This is a genomic window from Enterocloster citroniae (assembly GCF_040545455.1).
In the GTDB taxonomy this organism is placed as follows: domain Bacteria; phylum Bacillota; class Clostridia; order Lachnospirales; family Lachnospiraceae; genus Enterocloster; species Enterocloster citroniae.
Genome location: NZ_JBEPLZ010000012.1, coordinates 72310 through 85416, shown reverse-complemented (window position 1 = coordinate 85416; position 13107 = coordinate 72310). Strand labels below are relative to the sequence as shown.

The window sequence follows — 13107 nt, the reverse complement described above, 5'->3', positions numbered from 1 at the left end:
GAGGTAAGCCATGGAACAATCCATGAGAAGGTTCATGAAAGTGGGCCTGATCCTCCACGTGGCCTACAGAGGCATTGGGGACGGGGACGGTCCCATTCTTGAATGCCTTGGCAAAGTGGTGCAGGACGACTACTTTGAGGCAGTGGAGGTGACCTCCATCAATGACCCGGATGTGAGGACCGCTGCGGCAGACATGATGCGCACAAGCCGCATGGCAGCGGCTTATGGCGGTCAGGGGCGCACCCTGTCAAGGGGGTTAAACCTTAACGACCTGGATGAGGAGGGCAGGCGGCAGGCAGTGGCCGTGCTGAAGGAGGGGATCGACCAGGCCTATGAGCTGGGCTGCGTGGATTTCTCCTTTCTGTCAGGGCGCTACCGGGAGGAGACAAAGGAACAGTCCTTTGAGCAGCTGTTGAGATCCACCCGTGAACTGTGCGCCTATGCCAAAGAAAAGGGAGACATGCCCATCTGCTGTGAGGTGTTTGATTACGACATAGACAAGAAAGCGCTGATCGGACCGGCGCACCTGGCTGCCAGGTATGCCAAAACCATCAGGGAGGAATTTGACAATTTTGGCCTGATGGTGGACTTAAGCCATATTCCCATGATCCATGAGACCATAGAGGAGAGCATTCTCCCGGTAAAGGAATATATTATCCATGCCCATATGGGCAATACGGTGATCAAAAGCCCGGAGTGTGAGGCTTACGGTGACAATCATCCCAGGTTTGGATTCCCAAACAGTGAAAATGATGTTCCGGAACTGGCCAGGTACTTAAGGCTGCTGCTGACCATTGGTTTTCTCAATGAAAAGACGCGCCCCATTGTCAGCTTTGAGGTAAAGCCGTGGAAGGATGAGTGGCCGGAAGCAGTGATCGCCAATGCAAAGCGTACCCTGAACCTGGCCTGGGAGCTGGTATAACGATGTAAATGAGTGTACTCCCGCAATTCTGAGAACCAGGGGATTACGGGAGTACGCATAAACAAAAAGGAGGCTTATCATTTATGAAGGATCCAATTCAGAAATATTTTCAGGTGGGAACCATCCAGTGGATGACCCATCCGCCGGTGGATTATCCCATCCTGGAATCGGTTAAGACCATTTGCTGCGATGAGTATTTCAGCGTCCTGGAAATCACCCATATTGAGGACCAGGATACAAAGGACCGTGTGAGGGACATGCTGGCCCAGGGACACATGAAGGTGTGTTACGGAGCCCAGCCGCGTCTGCTGGGGCCCAAGCTGAACCCCAATGACCTGGATGAGGAGGGCAGGAAAAAGGCTGAGGCAGTGCTCATTGATTCCATTGATGAGGCCGAGTATATGGGCGCAAAGGGAATTGCTTTCCTGGCAGGCAAATGGGAACCTGAGACAAAGGACCAGGCATATGCCCAGCTTCTTAAAACCACCAGGGCTGTGTGCAGCTATGCCGCATCCAAGAAAATGATGGTGGAGCTGGAGGTATTTGATTTTGATATGGATAAAGCGGCCCTCATCGGACCTGCGCCCTATGCTGCCAGGTTTGCCGCCGACATGCGCATGACCCACAATAACTTCGGCCTGCTGGTGGACCTGTCCCATTTCCCCACCACCTATGAGACATCCCGGTTTGTGATCCAGACCCTGCGCCCCTATATCACCCACCTGCATATCGGCAACGCAGTGGTAAAGGAAGGCTGCGAGGCATACGGGGACCAGCATCCCCGGTTCGGCTTCCCGGAGAGCGCCAATGACACAATGCAGCTGGTTGACTTTTTTACCGTGTTAAGGGAGGAAGGCTTTTTTAACAAGGAGGAGCCATACGTGTTGTCACTGGAAGTAAAGCCATGGGCAGGCGAGGACGGGGATATCATCCTGGCCAATACAAAGCGGGTCATCAACCGGGCATGGGCATTGGTAGAGGATGAGGCATAAAGAGTGCTGTTGGAATCTGAAAGAGCACACGAAACATGATAAGGAGGTAAGTATGATGAAAATTGTTGTTTTAGACGGATATACGGAGAATCCGGGAGACTTAAGCTGGGAGGGACTGGAAGCCATCGGCTCCCTGACCGTGTATGACAGGACTCCCGCGGATAAGATCCTGGAGCGGATCGGGGACGCAGAGGCGGTGTACACCAACAAGACACCAATTTCTGCAGAGACCATTGCAAAGTGCCCCAGCCTTAAGTTTATCGGTGTCCTGGCCACGGGGTACAATGTGATCGACACAGCGGCAGCCAAGGCAAACGGGGTGGTGGTCTCCAATATTCCCACCTATGGAACGGATGCGGTGGCCCAGTACGCGATCGCCCTTCTTCTGGAACTGTGCCACCATATCGGGGAGCATTCCGACTGCGTAAAGGCAGGGGAGTGGACCCACAATCAGGACTGGTGCTTCTGGAAACATCCGCTCATGGAGCTGGCCGGCAAAAACTTCGGCGTCATCGGATTCGGAAGGATCGGCCAGAGGACGGCACAGATCGCCCAGGCCCTGGGCATGAATGTCCTTGCCTTTGACGAATATCCCAACAAAGATCTGGAAACAGAACACTGCAGGTACGTATCCTTAGACCAGCTGCTGGCAGAGGCTGATGTGATCAGCCTTCACTGCCCCCTGTTCCCTTCCACAGAAGGAATCATCAACAAGGACACCATTGCAAAGATGAAGGACGGGGTTAAGATCATCAATACTTCCAGAGGCCCCCTGATTGTGGAGGAGGACCTGAAAGAGGGGCTAAACAGTGGAAAAGTCAGCGGCGCGGCCGTGGATGTGGTTTCCACAGAGCCTATCAGGGAGGACAATCCCCTTCTGGGCGCGAAAAATATGATCATTACCCCTCATATTGCATGGGCTCCCAGGGAATCCAGGCAGAGGCTGATGGACATTGCAGTGGATAACCTGCGGCAGTTTGTGGACGGAAAGCCTCAGAACGTGGTCAACCGGTAGGGGAAGTCCAGGCCTGAGCGCGGCCGGCTGTAATCCAATGTACACGGATGTACCCGATTATGATATAATGTTCACGTTGGCATATTTCATAGTTGGGTACATTTTTTATCCGGAGCAGGGCCTTGATAGGTCCGGACAGACTCCGGAAGCGGGAGGAAGGGAACCTATGGTTACAATACGCATGTTCATACCGTATTTGAATATGAAGGACAGATTTGAGGCAGCTGTGAGAAAGGTCCCGATCCAGGATGATGTAAAGATCGAGCTGCTTCACGTGTTCGGCACCCCCGAATCCCTGTCAGGCCACGGAGATGCCGAGATCCTGGTGGCCAGGGGCATGACCTATGACAGGCTGATCTCACTGTTCCCCAAAAAGCATGTGGTGGAGATCCAGCTGTCCAGTTTCGATATCCTGGAGGCGCTGATCAAGGCCAGACAGGAGTTTGCACCTAAGAAGATCGCCCTATGCGTCCGGTACATGGACAACGGGGCAGTGGCGGAGCTGGAACGCCTGTGCCAGGCGGAGATCAAATACTATGCCATCCAGGATGAGGCATCCACCCTTGAAGCCATACATCTGGCAAGGGAGAGCGGGGCGGACGTATTTGTGGGCGCGGGCACCATGTGCGGGCTCTGCGACAAGGAGAATTTAAGAAGGGTCCATATCCATACCAAGGACATTGCCATTGAGCAGGCGTTAAAGCAGGCAATGGACGCTGCCAGGACCATCAATTTGGAGCGGGCCAGGTTTAATATGACAAGCGCCATCCTTAACACCAGTTCCGATGCCCTGGTGGCTGTCAATGGGGCGGGGCAGATCCAGGCCCTGAACAACCAGGCGTACCGGACCTTTCATCTGTCAACCAGATCGGACTTTATGGGACGCCCTGTGGAGGAGGTCTGTCCGGGGTTCACATGGCAGGACGTGGTGGAGAACGGAAGGGAAAAGGAGGAGATCATCCAGTGGGAGGACCGGAAACTGTATACGGAGTATAAGCCTGTTGTTGTGGATAAGATGGGCAAAGGCGCCATTATCATTGTGCGCTACGCGGAACAGATCCTGGAGGCGGAGAGCAAGATACGCCACAGCCTTGCGAAACAGGGACTTACTGCAAAGTATTCCTTTGACGACATCATCGGTTCCAGCCACTCCATCCGTGAGAATATCCAGATGGCAAAGCGGTACAGCCGGGTGGATTCCAATGTCCTTATTGTGGGGGAGACGGGAACCGGCAAGGAGCTGTTTGCCCACAGCATCCACAGGGAGAGCAGGCGGAGCGCAGAACCGTTTGTGGCCCTAAACTGTGCGGCACTGCCGGAGAACCTGCTGGAAAGTGAACTGTTTGGATATGAGCCGGGAGCATTTTCCGGTGCTTCCAAAAACGGCAAGGCGGGCCTGTTTGAACTGGCTCACAAAGGGACCATTTTCCTGGACGAGATAGGTGAGATCCCCACCGCGCTCCAGGCCAAGCTCCTGCGCGTCCTCCAGGAAAAGGAGATACGCCGCATCGGCAGCAGCCGTCTTCAGCCCGTGGACGTGAGGGTGATCTCAGCCACGAATATCAATATAGAAGAAAAGATACAGGAGGGACAGTTCCGGTCGGATCTGTACTACCGCCTGAATTTGCTGGATATCACCATTCCTCCCCTGCGGGAGCGCAGCGGGGATATCCAGGAGATGGTGGATTTTTATCTCACCCGGTTTGCCTGTGAGATGGGAAAGTCCATTCCGAAGCTGTCCCCGGAGGCGGTCCAGTGCCTTATGGATTATCACTGGCCGGGAAATGTGCGTGAGCTGCGCAACATCTGCGAGCGCCTGGTGGTGCTCAGTGATGCCCAGGAGATCGGGTCAAAGGAGATACAGATGCTTAAGATCTTCCGCTCCGGTGAGCCGTCCCCCGACCCTGTTGTAAAAACACCCAGGGGACAGCGGGATGGACCGGAGGATATCTACTCTTCCCTCAAACCCAGGAAGAAGAAGCAGGATATTGCCAAGGAACTGGGGGTCAGCAGGACCACCCTTTGGCGCATGGAGCGAATGGCTAAAGAAAAGAAGGACACCACATAACAAACAGTCTGTATGGCAAAGGCGGTTCCGGCTATCTGTAAGAGATGGCTGGGAGCGCCTTTTCCCATTCCGGGGCACATTGGAGAAAATCCCTTGCTCCCCCCGGAAGCTTAAACTATAATGGTCTTAGTACGGAATGAAAATGAAAATCGGGGAACGGGATATATGAACAAATACATAGAACGCTTTTTGGGAACCAAATCCAGCCTGCAGAGAAAGGTTATTGTCATCTATCTGCTGGTTGCAGTCCTTCCCATCATTATCATCACCTTATTCATAAGCGCGATTTATTACAACAACATATTAAAAGCAGCCAATACCCTGCTGGACCAGAACGCCGGGCAGCATGAGGAGGTTGTGCACGAGCGGATGGATGAGTATGAGAATGTGCTCTATGAGCTGGTGACCAACAAGGAATATATCAGTCTGTCCAAACGGATCAATGAGGGAAATGAGGACACCCTGATCATGGATGTGGGCCACATGGAAGACCTGCTCAGGAGCAGTGTGTATACATATGACAGGATCAGAAGCATTACATTTCTGGGGGACAGCGGACGATATGCGTCCTATTCCAAATGGTACAGCAGCAACCATGAGAATATCTGGATCGATGACCGGAAGCGGGAGGTTATCCATGACGAGGTGGAAAAACAACAGAAGCTGACCTTTATCGCCACAGTGAATCTGCGGGAGGGCGGGATCAAAGGGGATTATGTGGTGCTCATGGGCTTTCCGGTAAAAAACCTGCGCACCAAGGAGCAGAGCGGTGTGCTGGTGATGGCCCTGGAGAATGACGTGCTGCTTTTTGAGGGAAATGAGGACAAGCGCAAGGAGAGCGGGGTTGCCACCATTATCCTGGACCGGGAGGACCGGATCCTGGCAGGCACGGATCCTGATTTTATCAACCTGAATTATAAGGAATATGTAAAGGAGGAGTTTGGCAAGACCAAACGGATCTCCGAAATGCGTCATTCCATTGAGGGTACGGAATGGACCATTATGAATATTGTGGACACGGATTTGTACAGGAAGGATATCTATGACATGGTAAGGGCAGTGGTGGTTTTGGTGCTTACCATTACCTGCATTTACTTTTCCACTGTGTTTCTTATTTCCAGAAAATATATCCAGACCATCCAGAAGATCGCCCAGGGCATCCACAATTACGAGGGTACGGATGCCAAGCAGATCAATGTGGAGATGGATGAAAAGAACGAGCTGTATGTGATCGTAAGGCAGTTCAACACCATGACCGCCAGGGTCAATTCCCTTGTGGAAAAATTGAAACAGAAAAATGAGGAGATCAAGGCGGCGGCTATCAGCCAGAAGCACGCTGAGATCAAGGCCCTGGAGGCCCAGATCAATCCCCATTTCCTGTTTAACACCCTGGATTCCATTAACTGGAGGGCCATTGAGCATGATGAGGAGGAGATAAGCAACATGCTGGGAGTGCTGGGAAGCCTGCTGCGCTACAGCATTTCCAATATTGACATGGAGGTGGTGCTGGAGGCTGAGATCAGCTGGCTGAAAAAGTATATTTTCCTCCAGCGGGACAGGTTCCAGTACTCGTTTGACTGTGAATACGACATAACAGAGGAAGCCATGGCATTTCCCATCTATAAGATGCTGCTGCAGCCCATTATTGAGAATACCATTCTTCACGCTTTTGAGGAGGTGAAGGAAGGTGGCATGATCTATGTAAAAGCCTTTAAGCGCCAGGACGGAAAGCTGGAAATCCGCATACGGGATAACGGCAGCGGTATGAAGGGGGAGGTTCTGGCTGAGATCCGGAAGGAGATCAGTGAAAATGGGCCTCTTAACAGCAAAAGCATTGGGATCAGCAATGTCATCCACCGGCTCAGGCTGTACTATCAGGAGGAGGCTGAGATCACGGTGAACAGCACCTGGGGAGAGGGCACGGAGTTTGTGCTGGTGATACCGGAACGGCAGCAGGTCTGCTGATCAGTGGAATGTGTGGCGGAATGTGTGACGGAATGTGTGGCGGCATGTGTGAGTGGAATGTGTGGAGGAAATGTGTGGCGGAAGGTACGGGCGGAATGTATAGATGGAATGCATGGATGGAATGCAGTAAGAGGGGATTGCCAATGAAGAATATTGTAATTGTGGAGGACGAGTTCCGCATCAGGCAGGGACTTGGAAGACTGATCAATAAAGTGGATATGGGATGCAGGGTGATCGGGGAAGCGGAAAACGGATATGAGGGCTTAAAGATGATACGGGATATGGAGCCGGATATTGTTATCACGGATATCCGTATGCCCAAGATCAGCGGGCTGGAGATGATAGGGAAGGCCAAGGAGATGGGGGCTTCCTGTATCTTTGTGATCCTCAGCGGATACGCGGAGTTTGAGTATGCCCGCCAGGGCATTAAGCTGGGGGTACAGGAATACCTTTTAAAGCCCATCACCATATCGGATGTAAAGGAGCTGCTGACAAAACTCACCGCAGACGAGCGGGGGCATGAAGCCAGGGAGGATGTACGGCAGTACTCGGCCGTGGTCCGGGAGATGATCGTTACCATGGAGGAAAACTACGGCATGAGGCTGGGGCTGGATACCTTTGGGGAGAAATTCAGGCTCACACCGGAATATATCAGCAACCTGTTTGCAAAGGAGACGGGGATGACATTTTCTAATTACCTGAAAAAGATCAGGATAGAGAAGGCAAAGGACCTGATCCTTAACACGGATATGAAAATATACGAGGTGGCGTGCAGCGTGGGATATCCGGACCAGAAATATTTTTCAAAGGTGTTCAAGGAGTATACGGGGGTTTCCGCCAAACAGTTTGCCGTGGATGCCCAGAGAAAACAGATATAATACACTTTTTTTAAGATATTGGAATTTTATGTTCCCTTTCCGGACGGTATACTTAGAACAGAAAGAACAGAGGAGGTATACAATGAAAAAGGGTATTGTATTATTAACAGCGCTGGCCATGGCGGCCGGGTCTCTTACAGCCTGCGGCGGCGGGGGCGCATCCACACAGACATCGGGACAGACAGCAGCTTCGGGGGCGGCTGAGAGCGCCAAGGCATCAGCGGACGGCAAGACGGAGATCACCTTCTGGCACTATATGTCGGAGGACAAGGAAGGAAAATATGTGGTTGAGGCCGTGGATGAGTTTAACAGCTCCCAGGACGAGGTCCATGTGACGGCCCAGTATCTGCCAAGGGCAGAACTTATGAAACAGTACACCATTGGCGTGGTTTCAGGGGAACTGCCGGACTGCGGCATGGTGGATAACCCAGACCACAACTCCTATGCTTCCATGGGCGTGTTTGAGGATATCACCGAGCTTTATAATTCCTGGGATGAGGCCGCTTTCCTGGAAGGCTCACTGAATTCCTGCTATTACGAGGATAAATTATACGGACTTCCCTGGGGCAATAACTGCCTGGGACTTTTCTATAACAAGAAGATGCTGGATGAAGCAGGGGTGGAGGTTCCCACAACCTGGTCTGAGCTGGAAGCGGCAAGCGAAAAGCTGACCACGGACACATGCAAGGGACTTGCCATATCTGCCATCGGCAATGAGGAAGGCACCTTCCAGTATATGCCATGGCTGCTGTCGGCCGGCGGAAGCGTAACGGACCTGACCAGCGGCGGAGCCAAGGAGTCCATGTCCTTCCTGTACGGAATGATCGAAAAGGGATATATCAGCAGAGAGTGCGTAAACTGGACCCAGGCAGACGTGGAAAAGCAGTTTGCCTCAGGACAGGCAGCCATGATGATCAATGGACCGTGGCAGTTCTCCGGCCTGGCCAAGGACGCCCCGGATCTGGAATACGGTGTGGCAAAAGCACCAAAGGCGGATGACGGGGATTATGCATCCGTACTGGGCGGCGAGAATGTGGCAATCTGTTCCGGCGCCAATGTGGAGGCCAGTTGGAAGTTCCTGTCATGGATCACCAGCAAGGAGAAATCACAGGAAATCTGCAAATCCATCGGACGTTTCTCTCCAAGGTCGGATGTGAATGTGCAGGAGATGTTTGCGGATGATCCCCTTAACTCCGTGTTTGCAGAGGTAATGCCCACTGCCCAGTCCAGAGGACCGTCCCCGGACTGGCCCGAGATATCCGCGGCCATCTATACCGCCCAGCAGGAAGTGTTCACAGGGCAGAAGGATGCGGATACCGCCCTTGCGGACGCACAGGCCAAGATTGACGCCATCGGCGCTAAATAAAGTATTTGAATGAGTCCCATCACATGTACAAGGCCAGACAGTACTGGATTGTGATGTGATGGGGCTTTTTGCACCAAAAACCAGGAAAAAGAACGGGAGGTTGCTTATGTGGGACAGTAAGCGGGAGAAAAAAGAACAGATACTGGGGTACTTCTTCATACTGCCGGCGGTGATCTATATGCTGGCGTTTATAGGGTATCCCATCATATATAACTGGATCATCAGCTTTCAGAATGTGACGGCCAAGACCATCGCAAGCGCTGCCAGGGAGTTTGCGGGATTTTCCAATTACAAAGCCATCTTTGCAGACGTGACCTTCAAGAAGGCTTTGGTCCACACCTTTATCTATACCATTGGATGCTTAAGCATTCAGTTTACCCTGGGCTTTTTATTTGCCATATTCTTCACAAAGAAATTCACCCTTTCCAAACCCATCCGCGGTTTTATCGTTATCAGCTGGATGCTTCCGGTGACGGTGACGGCCCTGGTGTTCAAGTTCATGTTCGCTGAGGGAAACGGCATCATCAACTACATCCTTATGAGCCTTCACCTGATCGACAAGCCGGTGGGCTGGCTGCTCCAGGGAAATACAGCCATGATGGGACTGATCATCGCAAATTCCTGGGTGGGCATCCCCTTTAACATGCTGCTGCTCACAACCGGACTTAACAATATTCCGGGGGATATCTACGAGGCGGCTGCCATAGACGGGGCAACGGGTATACAGAAGTTTTTAAAGATCACCATCCCCCTTCTTAAATCCACCATCATGTCGGTGCTGATCCTTGGATTTGTGCTTACCTTTAAGGTGTTCGACCTGGTGTATGTTATGACGGGAGGAGGTCCGGTGGATGCCACCGAGGTGCTGTCCACCTATTCCTATAAGCTTTCCTTCCAGCTGTTCCACTTTGGGGAGGGGGCTGCGGTTGCCAATGTCCTGTTTGTCTGCCTGCTTATGGTTGCCCTGGTCTATCTCAGGACCATTTCAAAGGATGAAGCCATTTAATAGGCCGTTTAATGGCTCTGTGCAAGCAGCACATCGGTAAAATAAGAAAGGAGTATTCCATGAATAAGAAGAATAATATCATCCTGTGCGTTGTGGCCGTACTGATCGCATGTGTGTTCCTGTTTCCGTTATATTGGATCGTTGTCAATTCCTTTAAGCTGGACAGTGAGATATTTGCAAGCACACCCACACTGTGGCCAAAGGAATTTACATTAAAAGCATACCAGGAACAGTTTGGAAACCTGTTTATCACGGTGAGGAACTCGATCATCATTGCCCTGGGCTCCATGGTCCTGTCGCTGATCCTGTCCGTGCCCGCTGCCTACGGACTGGCAAGGTTTAAGGTAAGGGGAATGAAGCTGTTCATCCTTGTTTTCCTGATCACCCAGATGCTTCCCGCGTCCCTGGTGCTGACCCCCTTATACCTGATCTTTTCCAAGCTGGGGATCCTGAATACCTACTTTGCCCCCATTCTGTCCACGGCAACCATTTCCATCCCCTTTATCGTGCTCATGCTCCGTCCCGGATTCTTAAGCATGCCAAAGGAGCTGGAGGACGCGGCCATGATCGATGGCTGCAATGGTTTTACCACCTTTCTTCGGATCGCCATCCCCATCTCCAAGCCAACGGTGATCACAGCCACCTGCTTCAGCTTTGTGTTTGCGTGGAACGATCTTGCGTACTCCATGACATTTAACACAAAGGAGATCATGAGGCCCATGACATCCGCGATCTACACCTTTATGAACCAGTACGGCACCCAGTGGAACAGTATCATGGCTTACGGCGTGCTGTTGATCCTGCCCAGCTGCTTTATCTTTGTGACCATGCAAAAGCACATTGTGGAGGGAATGACCAGCGGTTCTGTTAAGGGTTAATAATAAACCAGGAGGATATTGATATGAACGTTTTCAGAATTGAGGACAACTGCCTGAAATTCCATTATGACGCAGAGGAGCTGTGGATCCAGCCGTGGAGCACCAACAGCTTCAGGGTAAGGGCCTGCAAGACTGCCCAAATGCCCTGCGAGAACTGGGCGCTTCAGATGGAGGTGGAGGACATTGTTCCCCAGATCACCATCCAGGAAGACTGCGCATGGATCAAAAACGGAAAAATTCAGGCAAAGGTATCACAGTACGGAAAGCTGACCTTTTATGACCGGAACGGGGAAATCCTTCTGGATGAGTATCTGAGGAACAGGCTGGATGTGTTTGCGGACTACTGCAGCGCCCTGGAAGTGGAGGCAAGGGAGTTTAAGCCCATTCCGGGAGGGGATTACCACTTATCCATGCGTTTTGTGTCTGATCCCCGTGAAAAGATATTTGGAATGGGGCAGTACCAGCAGCCCTACCTGAACTTAAAGGGTACGGATCTGGAGCTGGCACAGAGAAATTCCCAGGCAAGTGTTCCCTTTTATGTGTCATCCTTAAATTACGGATTCCTGTGGAACAACCCGGCAGTGGGAAGGACCATGTTTGGAAAAAATATCACCACATGGGAAGCGTATTCCACCAAGGCGCTGGATTACTGGATCACGGCTGAGGATACGCCTGCTAAAATTGAGGAGGCGTATGCCCGGGTTGCCGGTACGGTTCCCATGATGCCCGACTATGCCATGGGGTTCTGGCAGTGCAAGCTGCGCTATCAGACCCAGGAGGAGCTTCTTCAGGTGGCCAGGGAATATAAAAAGAGAAACCTGCCCATCTCCGTGATCGTGATCGACTATTTCCACTGGCCGCTCCAGGGAGACTGGAAGTTTGATCTCAGGTACTGGCCCGACCCGGATGCCATGATCCGGGAACTGAAGGAAATGGGGATCGAGCTCATGGTTTCCATCTGGCCCACAGTGGATTACAGAAGCGAGAATTTCCAGGAGATGAAGGAAAAGGGATATCTGATCCGCACGGACAGGGGATTCCGGATCGCCATGGATTTCCAGGGAAATACCGTCCATTTTGACGCCACCAATCCAAAGGCCAGGGAGTATGTATGGCAGAAAGCAAAACAGAATTATTATGACAAGGGCGTAAAGATCTTCTGGCTGGATGAGGCGGAGCCTGAATACAGCATCTATGATTTTGACAACTACCGCTACCACATGGGACCCAATGTGCAGATCGGCAATATCTATCCTGCCATGTATGCAAAGACATTCTTTGACGGCATGAAGGCGGAGGGGCAGGAAAATATCATTAACCTGCTGCGCTGTGCCTGGGCCGGTTCCCAGAAATACGGGGCCCTGGTATGGTCCGGGGACATTCATTCCAGCTTTGCCAGTCTAAGAAACCAGGTGGCGGCAGGCCTTAACATGGGAATGGCAGGGATCCCCTGGTGGACCACGGATATCGGCGGATTCCACGGCGGGGACCCCCGGGAGCCGGGATTCAGGGAACTGCTGATCCGCTGGTTTGAGTACGGTACATTCTGCCCGGTCATGCGTCTGCATGGATACCGGGAACCACTAAAAGAGCCCATGGGCACGGAGGGCGGCGCCGCATGTGTGTCAGGTGCGGACAATGAGGTGTGGTCCTTTGGGGATGAGGCATATGAGATCTGCAAGACCTACCTCAACTTAAGGGAGTCCATGAAACCCTATATTGCCCGGCAGATGGCAGCAGCCCATGAACAGGGAACCCCGGTGATGCGTCCTCTGTTCTATGATTTCCCGGAGGATAAAATGGCGTGGGAGATCGAGGACCAGTACATGTTTGGACCTGATATGATGGTGGCGCCCGTGCTGTATGCCGATATGAGGAAACGGACCGTGTACTTCCCTGAGGGAAGGGAATGGAAGCATTTCTTTACAGGGGAAATGTACCATGGAGGCACAACGGCCCAGGTGGAAGCGCCCATTGACCAGCTGCCTGTGTTCACAGCTGTATAAGAAGGGAAACA

At 52.1% G+C, this 13107-nt stretch carries 10 protein-coding genes; all 10 read left to right on the top strand.

Features of this window, described 5'->3' with window-relative positions:
• Positions 1–10: 10 nt before the first annotated feature.
• Positions 11–922 (top strand): sugar phosphate isomerase/epimerase family protein, encoded by a 912-nt coding sequence (locus tag ABID13_RS16490; RefSeq protein ID WP_007863330.1) that lies wholly within the window; start codon positions 11–13, stop codon positions 920–922.
• Positions 923–1005: 83 nt separating this feature from the next.
• Positions 1006–1914: a sugar phosphate isomerase/epimerase family protein gene (locus tag ABID13_RS16485; protein WP_007863329.1), complete on the top strand. Its 909-nt coding sequence runs from the start codon at positions 1006–1008 to the stop codon at positions 1912–1914.
• 55 nt (positions 1915–1969) lie between these two features.
• A complete protein-coding gene (locus ABID13_RS16480) occupies positions 1970–2929 on the top strand; it encodes a D-2-hydroxyacid dehydrogenase (protein ID WP_048929531.1) in 960 nt (319 codons plus the stop codon).
• A gap of 166 nt (positions 2930–3095) precedes the next feature.
• Positions 3096–4997, top strand: a complete 1902-nt coding sequence (locus ABID13_RS16475) for a sigma 54-interacting transcriptional regulator (RefSeq protein WP_007863327.1) — start codon at positions 3096–3098, stop codon at positions 4995–4997.
• Positions 4998–5162: 165 nt separating this feature from the next.
• Positions 5163–6962: a cache domain-containing sensor histidine kinase gene (locus ABID13_RS16470; RefSeq protein WP_007863326.1), complete on the top strand. Its 1800-nt coding sequence runs from the start codon at positions 5163–5165 to the stop codon at positions 6960–6962.
• Between the two features lie 143 nt (positions 6963–7105).
• Entirely contained in the window at positions 7106–7840 is a 735-nt protein-coding gene (locus tag ABID13_RS16465) for a response regulator transcription factor (RefSeq protein WP_048929530.1), read from the top strand.
• Between the two features lie 82 nt (positions 7841–7922).
• On the top strand, positions 7923–9206 hold the full coding sequence (locus ABID13_RS16460) for an ABC transporter substrate-binding protein (protein WP_048929529.1): 1284 nt from the start codon (positions 7923–7925) through the stop codon (positions 9204–9206).
• A 106-nt stretch (positions 9207–9312) separates the two neighbouring features.
• Positions 9313–10212: a carbohydrate ABC transporter permease gene (locus ABID13_RS16455; protein ID WP_048929528.1), complete on the top strand. Its 900-nt coding sequence runs from the start codon at positions 9313–9315 to the stop codon at positions 10210–10212.
• 59 nt (positions 10213–10271) lie between these two features.
• A complete protein-coding gene (locus ABID13_RS16450; protein ID WP_007863322.1) occupies positions 10272–11090 on the top strand; it encodes a carbohydrate ABC transporter permease in 819 nt (272 codons plus the stop codon).
• Between the two features lie 23 nt (positions 11091–11113).
• A complete protein-coding gene (locus tag ABID13_RS16445) occupies positions 11114–13096 on the top strand; it encodes a glycoside hydrolase family 31 protein (RefSeq protein WP_156200043.1) in 1983 nt (660 codons plus the stop codon).
• Positions 13097–13107 lie beyond the last annotated feature (11 nt).

What these genes read in the sequence shown, in the direction of transcription:
- ABID13_RS16490 (WP_007863330.1), top strand. Translation starts at nt 11, where the DNA reads ATGGAACAATCCATGAGAAGGTTCATGAAAGTGGGCCTGATCCTCCAC.
- ABID13_RS16465 (WP_048929530.1), top strand. Translation starts at nt 7,106, where the DNA reads ATGAAGAATATTGTAATTGTGGAGGACGAGTTCCGCATCAGGCAGGGA.
- ABID13_RS16475 (WP_007863327.1), top strand. Translation starts at nt 3,096, where the DNA reads ATGGTTACAATACGCATGTTCATACCGTATTTGAATATGAAGGACAGA.
- ABID13_RS16460 (WP_048929529.1), top strand. Translation starts at nt 7,923, where the DNA reads ATGAAAAAGGGTATTGTATTATTAACAGCGCTGGCCATGGCGGCCGGG.
- ABID13_RS16450 (WP_007863322.1), top strand. Translation starts at nt 10,272, where the DNA reads ATGAATAAGAAGAATAATATCATCCTGTGCGTTGTGGCCGTACTGATC.
- ABID13_RS16485 (WP_007863329.1), top strand. Translation starts at nt 1,006, where the DNA reads ATGAAGGATCCAATTCAGAAATATTTTCAGGTGGGAACCATCCAGTGG.
- ABID13_RS16455 (WP_048929528.1), top strand. Translation starts at nt 9,313, where the DNA reads ATGTGGGACAGTAAGCGGGAGAAAAAAGAACAGATACTGGGGTACTTC.
- ABID13_RS16480 (WP_048929531.1), top strand. Translation starts at nt 1,970, where the DNA reads ATGAAAATTGTTGTTTTAGACGGATATACGGAGAATCCGGGAGACTTA.
- ABID13_RS16445 (WP_156200043.1), top strand. Translation starts at nt 11,114, where the DNA reads ATGAACGTTTTCAGAATTGAGGACAACTGCCTGAAATTCCATTATGAC.
- ABID13_RS16470 (WP_007863326.1), top strand. Translation starts at nt 5,163, where the DNA reads ATGAACAAATACATAGAACGCTTTTTGGGAACCAAATCCAGCCTGCAG.